This window comes from Brevundimonas sp., assembly GCF_032107865.1.
Classification (GTDB): domain Bacteria; phylum Pseudomonadota; class Alphaproteobacteria; order Caulobacterales; family Caulobacteraceae; genus Brevundimonas.
The window spans coordinates 1-3,724 of record NZ_DAMCNG010000248.1 but is presented as its reverse complement, the minus strand read 5'-3'; the positions used below and the strand labels follow the sequence as shown (position 1 = coordinate 3,724).

General features: G+C 68.8%; 4 protein-coding genes and 1 pseudogene. All 5 read left to right on the top strand.

Going from position 1 to position 3,724, the window contains the following annotated elements; all coding sequences use genetic code 11:
• On the top strand, positions 1-412 hold a 412-nt coding region (locus RT567_RS14880; RefSeq protein WP_313577027.1), incomplete at its 5' end, for an HlyD family secretion protein.
• Positions 409-2,001, top strand: a complete 1,593-nt coding sequence (locus RT567_RS14875; protein ID WP_313577026.1) for a DHA2 family efflux MFS transporter permease subunit — start codon at positions 409-411, stop codon at positions 1,999-2,001. The genes RT567_RS14880 and RT567_RS14875, both read left to right, overlap by 4 nt.
• Positions 2,001-2,600 carry a TetR/AcrR family transcriptional regulator gene (locus RT567_RS14870; protein WP_313577025.1) on the top strand — a complete coding sequence of 200 codons (600 nt, stop codon included), beginning with the start codon at positions 2,001-2,003 and terminating at the stop codon, positions 2,598-2,600. Before RT567_RS14875 ends, RT567_RS14870 begins: the two co-directional genes overlap by 1 nt.
• 86 nt (positions 2,601-2,686) lie before the next feature.
• The gene (locus tag RT567_RS14865; protein ID WP_076224645.1) at positions 2,687-3,466 is read left to right on the top strand and encodes a creatininase family protein; all 780 of its coding nucleotides are present in this window, start codon (positions 2,687-2,689) and stop codon (positions 3,464-3,466) included.
• A 29-nt stretch (positions 3,467-3,495) separates the two neighbouring features.
• Positions 3,496-3,724: pseudogene (locus tag RT567_RS14860) on the top strand (hypothetical protein); the annotation flags it as partial.

The window sequence follows — 3,724 nt, the reverse complement described above, 5'->3', positions numbered from 1 at the left end:
GGGCGGCCAGCTCATGTCCGTGGTGCCGCTGACGGATGCCTATGTCGTCGCCAACTTCAAGGAGACCCAGGTCGGGCGGATGCGTTTGGGCCAGGCGGTCGAGATCAAGGCCGACGCCTTCCCCGACCGGTCGCTGCAAGGCCGTATCGACAGCTTCGCCCCGGCCACCGGGTCCGAGTTCGCCCTGATCCCGGTCGAGAACGCCACCGGCAACTTCACCAAGATCACCCAGCGCGTGCCCGTCCGCATCGTCGTCCAACGCGACGCCTCGGGCCAGCCCATCGTCCTTCGGCCAGGCCTGTCGGTCGAGGTCAAGGTTGATCTGAAGAGCCAGGGCGGGCCTGCCTTCGCCGAGGCCCACATGGGCGAGACGGCGCTGGCCCAGGCCGCCAACCCGAGCCCGGCCCGGTGAGCCAGACGGCGGCCCCGACAGCGACGGCCCCTGCCCCCGCCGACCCGCCCGAGATCAACTGGACCGTCCTGCTGCTCGGCTTCGCCGGCATGGTCATCGGCCAGTTCATGGCCATTCTCGACATCCAGATCGTCGCCGCCTCCCTGCCGCAGATCCAGGCCGGGGTCGGCGCCTCGGCCGATGAGATCAGCTGGATCCAGACCGCCTATCTGATCCCCGAGGTCGTGATGATCCCCCTGTCGGGATACCTGTCGCGCCTGTGGGGCACGCAGAAGGTGTTTCTGGCCTCCTGTCTCGGCTTTCTGGTGATGAGCGTGGCCGTGGGCCTGTCGTCGTCGATCGAGATGATGATCGTCTTCCGCGCGCTTCAGGGCTTCGTCGGCGGGGCCATGATCCCGACCGTCTTCGCCGTGGCCTTCACCGCCTTCCCGCCCGAGAAGCGGGTGACGGCCAGCGTCATCATGGGCCTGATCGTGACCCTGGCCCCCACCGTCGGCCCGACCCTGGGCGGGCATTTGACCGAATGGCTCAGCTGGCGCTGGCTGTTCTTCATCAACGTCTTTCCCGGTGCGATCGTCCTGTTTCTGGTCGGACGCTACGCCCATTTCGACAAGGGCGACCCCAGCCTGTCCAAGGGCTTCGACTGGCTGGGCCTGGCCCTGATGGCCGCCTTCCTGATGAGCCTGCAATTCGTGCTGGAGGAAGGCGCCAAGGAGGACTGGTTCGCCGACGACCGGATCCTGCTGCTCAGCGTCGTCGCCGCCGTCTGCGGCCCGGCCTTCGTCTGGCGTTCGCTCAGCTACCGCAATCCGATCGTGGAGCTGCGCGCCTTCGGCAACCGCAACTTCGTGGTCGGGGTGCTGATGACCTTCATCGTCGGCGCGGCCCTGTTCGGCGGCACCTTCCTGTTGCCGCTGTTCCTGGGCCGGGTGCGCGACTATTCGGCGGCCGAGGTCGGCACGACCATGATCGTCTCGGGCCTGGCCATGTTCGCCACCGGCCCCATCGCCGGGCGGTTGGTGCGCAAGGTCGACGCCCGCATCCTGATGTTCCTCGGCTTCATGATGGCCGCCTGGGGCATGTGGGACGCCCGCATCGTGACGGATCAGTGGGGCTTCTGGGAGTTCGCCGGGGTCCAGGCCATGCGCGGCGCCGGGGTCATGATCGCCATGATCGCCTCGCAGCAGGTGACCATGGCCACCCTGCCGCCGCACATGGTCAAGAACGCTTCGGGGCTGGTGAACCTCAGCCGAAACGTGGGCGGCGCCTTCGGCCTGGCCATCCTCAACACCTCCCTGACCCAGAACACCGCCCTGCACATGGTCGAGCTGACCAGCGCCATCGACCAGACCCACCAGGGCGTCCGCGACATGATGGCGGGCATGGCCGTGCGCTTCGCCGGCTCCATCGACCCCCAGGCTTCGGCGATGAAAGCGATCTACGGTATGCTGCAGAAACAGGCGACGACCCTGGCCTTCGGCGACGCTTTCGCCCTATTGGCCATCGGCTGCGCCTGCGCCGGCTTCCTGACCCTGTTGTCCAAGCCGGCCAAACCCAATCCCTCCGCAGCTCCTTCGGACGCCCACTGATGCCCCGCGCCCTCGGCCAGATCGACGAACACAAGAGCCGCGCCATTCTGCGCGCCGCCTCCGAACTGTTCATGGAAAAGGGCGCCAAGGCCTCCATGGCCGAGGTCGCCCGGCGCGCAGGCGTGTCCAAACAGACCCTCTACAACCGCTATCCGACCAAGACCGACATCGCCCGCGACCTGGCGGCCCAGCGCTCCGAGGAAACCCTGGCCCCGCTCGCCTCGGATATGGACGTCGAGACCGCCCTGGCGGCCATGGCCGAGACCCTGATCCGCCGCGTCTGCATCGAGGGGCGCGGCGTCGCCCTGCGCGGCCTGGCCCTGGCCTCGCCCGAGGCGCCGGAACTGGCGCGCGTCGTCTATGACGCCGGGCCCGGCCAGAACCTGCGCCGTCTGGCCGTCTGGCTCGAGGAGCAGGACCGCCTGGGCCGCCTATCCGCGCCCGATCCCGTCGCCGCCGCCGAGATGTTCACCGGCATGGTGCTGGGGCACGGTCATCTGCGCTCTGTGCTGGGCCTGCCCCACCCCGAGATCGACGACATCCCCGCCCGCGCCCGCGAGGCCGCCCGTCGCTTCGTCCGCGCCTTCGCATCGGAATAGACGCCCGCGCCCAAGTTGGCCCTGAAGGCGGATCAGCGTAAAGCCGCCCTCAGTCCCCTCACCTCCCGCCCGCCGGAGTTCTTCCCATGCTGATCCACCTGTCGTCCTGGCCCGAGATCGACGAGCGCCTGAAGTCCGGCGCCCTTCTGTCCAAGACGGTGATCGTGCCGATCGGCTCGAACGAACAGCACGGGCCGACCGGCCTGCTGGGCACCGACTGGCTGTGCCCCGAGATCATCGCCCACGCCGCCGAAAAGGGCGACGACAGCCTGGTGATCACGCCAACCTTCAACATCGGCATGGCCCAGCACCACCTGGCGTTTCCCGGCACCATCACCCTGCGCCCGTCGACCTTCATGGCGGCGATCGCCGACTGGGTGTCGTCGCTGACGCGCCACGGCTTCGAGCGCATCTATTTCCTGAACGGCCACGGCGGCAACGTCGCCACCATCGAGGCCGCCTTCGCCGAGATCTACGCCGACTGGTCCTTCACGCCCGAGCCCTGGGCCGAGCGTCCGCCCTTCGTGCTGAAGCTGCGTAACTGGTGGGATCTGCCGGGCGTGCAGAAGCTGTGCGAGGACATCTTCCCGACCGGCCACGGCAGCCACGCCACCCCGTCCGAGATCGCCGTGACCCAGGCCGGCTATCCCGACCGGATCAAAACCGCCGCCTATGAGCCGAAGATCGCCCCCTTCGGTCCGATCCGCGACGCCAACGACTATCGCGCCCGCTTCCCCGACGGCCGTATCGGCTCGGACCCGGCCCAGGCGACCCCGGAAAAGGGCCAGCGCATCATCGACGCCGCCGTCCCGGCCCTGATCCGCGACCTGACCGACTTCGCGCAAGAAGTCTTGCCGGTCGCCTGAAACCAGCCCAGGGTCTGCATATGAGCCCCATGCAGAAGACGGCCCGCAGCGCCCTGCGCAACGCCAAGGCCGGTCAGGAACTGGCCCAGGCCTCGGCCGCCGTCATCACGCGGCGGTTCGAGATCATGGGCGAGGCCATGGCCGATCCCTTGCGCGCCGACCACGCCGAGCTGAGCCGCATGGGCGCGGAGAAGGTCGAGGCCATGACGGCTTCGGCCGGGGCCGCCTGCGCCGGCGCGCTGGACCTGGCCGAACGCG

What these genes read in the sequence shown, in the direction of transcription:
- RT567_RS14865 (WP_076224645.1), top strand. Translation starts at nt 2,687, where the DNA reads ATGCTGATCCACCTGTCGTCCTGGCCCGAGATCGACGAGCGCCTGAAG.
- RT567_RS14870 (WP_313577025.1), top strand. Translation starts at nt 2,001, where the DNA reads ATGCCCCGCGCCCTCGGCCAGATCGACGAACACAAGAGCCGCGCCATT.